The sequence below is a fragment of the Sphingomonas sp. genome (assembly GCF_031361285.1).
Classification (GTDB): domain Bacteria; phylum Pseudomonadota; class Alphaproteobacteria; order Sphingomonadales; family Sphingomonadaceae; genus Sphingomicrobium.
This window is the reverse complement of sequence record NZ_JANMCO010000143.1, coordinates 1-2024: the sequence shown is the minus strand read 5'-3', so window position 1 is coordinate 2024 and position 2024 is coordinate 1. Positions and strand designations below refer to the sequence as shown.

Sequence of the window (2024 nt, the reverse complement as noted above, 5' to 3'; positions counted from 1 at the left end):
CAGGATGAAGTCCGCGCCGACCGACCCGGCAAGACCGCCCGGCAGAATCTGGTTCCTGACCTTGGTCCGATAGTAATCGAACGAGAAGGTAAAGCCGCGCATGAAGGTGGGTTGAAACACTACGCCAGCGGTGTACCCCTTCGACTTTTCGGGCTGGAGGTTGGGATTGCCGCCCGCAAGCACCTGGATCTGCTGCTGCGAAATATCGTCCAGCGGATCGTGGAAGGTATTGGGCAACATCGCGGCCCCGCCGTTTAGCGCCACGGCACAGGTCGATCCCGCGGCCAGGATACCCTGGCCAACGTTCGGGTTGACGATCCCCGGCGGGTTAGCGAAAGTTTCGCAGGGATCGCCGCCCGCCGTCAAGTTGGTGAGGAACGTGCCCCCGAACAGCTCGGCGACCTGCGGAGCGCGGAAACCGATGCTGTAGGAGCCGCGGAAGCGGATGTCCTCGACCGGTGCGTAGTTGGCGCCAATCTTCCAAGTCTTGGCGGTACCGAAGTTGCTGTAGCTGTCGATACGGCCGCTCGGCGTGATCTCGAGGCGGTAGGCGCCGGGAAGATCGCTGAGGATCGGCAAGAACAACTCACCATAGGCCGACTTCACATTGTAGCCCCCGTCCGTTGGGAAAGACTGGTTCGGGGCAAAGCCGGCAACGACCAGCGCGTCGGGTACGAACGTATAATGCTCGCCGCGATACTCGGCGCCAACCGCGAATTTCGCCGCCCCGCCCGGCAGCTGGAACAAGGAGCCGTTGATGTTACCGTAGACGTAGCGCTCCGACGATTCGTTGGTGCTGATCTGCGTATATTTGGCGTAATCCAGCTGTGCCGCATTGAAGATCTGGTCCGGCGCGGCAGTGAAGAAGCCAGGATAGACAGTGGGCAGGCCGCCGGTGCAACCACCCGGAACGCTGATGCATGGAAGTTGGCCGGTGAGCTGGCCGAGAGAGAGGAAGTTGCCCGTGTTGAGCACCTTCGCCTGAAGGTCGTTCTGCTGCTCAACACCGGCGATCTCATACCTGAGGTCGCCGAAGATCTCGCCCTTGAAGCCGACGCGGACCCGGAAAGTGTCCGAGTTCTGCCGATAATCACGCGGTCCGAACTGGATCGGGATCAGGTTGGCGCCGAAGTCGCCCGTCGTCCGGTTGCCTGGGAAGCCGGCCGGGATGATGAAGCCGGGATAAGTCCCGTTGGCGATCTGGTCCCCGAGCAGCGGCTCCGGACGCAGAAGCTGGCGCGACGTGCGCTTGGTATAAAAGCCGTCGCTGAACAGGGTGATTCCGTCAGTCAGGTCATAGTCGATCGAGTAGTTGAAGCTCTTGCGGTCGATGGACCCCTGGAGCGTGTTCCACGGCGTTTCCTTGCTGCCGTTCGCGTTGAGCTTCACCACGCCCTTGTTGGGCAGGAATACCGTGTTCGGCAGGACGCCGGCCAGCGCCGGGTTCTGACGGGTGTAATATACTCCGTTGACCACGACCAGGCCCGCGCCGGGGTAGGTCGTACCAGCCGGAGCGAGGACGCCGTCGACGACCGTCGGCACGGCGAGCGTGACCGCGCCCTGATTCTGCAAGGCGTCGAGCTGTGTGCGGAAGGTACTGCCGCCCTCGAATTGCTCACCGATGTGGGGGTCGTTGGCCCAATCGCGCTGATAGCCGTTGATCGCGTTGCGATGCTCCCAGCTCGCGCCGACCAGGACGCTGCCGCGGTCATTGCTCGCGCCCCAGGTCCCGCCGATGTTGTACTGCTGGCCGCCGCCATGCTGGGTCAAACCTCCGCCGGCCTCAAGGTGGAAGCCGTCGGCCTTGCGCTTGGTGATGATGTTGACCACGCCGCCGATCGCGTCGGCGCCGTACACAGACGAGGCGCCGTCACGCAGCACGTCAACCCGTTCGACCATGGTCAGCGGGATGGTGTTGGTGTCGGGAACCGTGCCGACCGACGGGATCAGGCGCGTGCCGTCGACCAGCACCAGCGCACGCTGCGGGCCGAGATCGCGGAGCGAAACGTTGGAAATCCCGATGC

Annotated in this window: 1 protein-coding gene; it reads right to left on the bottom strand. The window is 63.4% G+C overall.

Annotated features, from left to right (window positions below; all coding sequences use genetic code 11):
* Positions 1 to 2024 (bottom strand): TonB-dependent receptor domain-containing protein (locus RMO25_RS11830; protein ID WP_309662803.1); only part of this gene is annotated, 2024 nt, incomplete at both ends.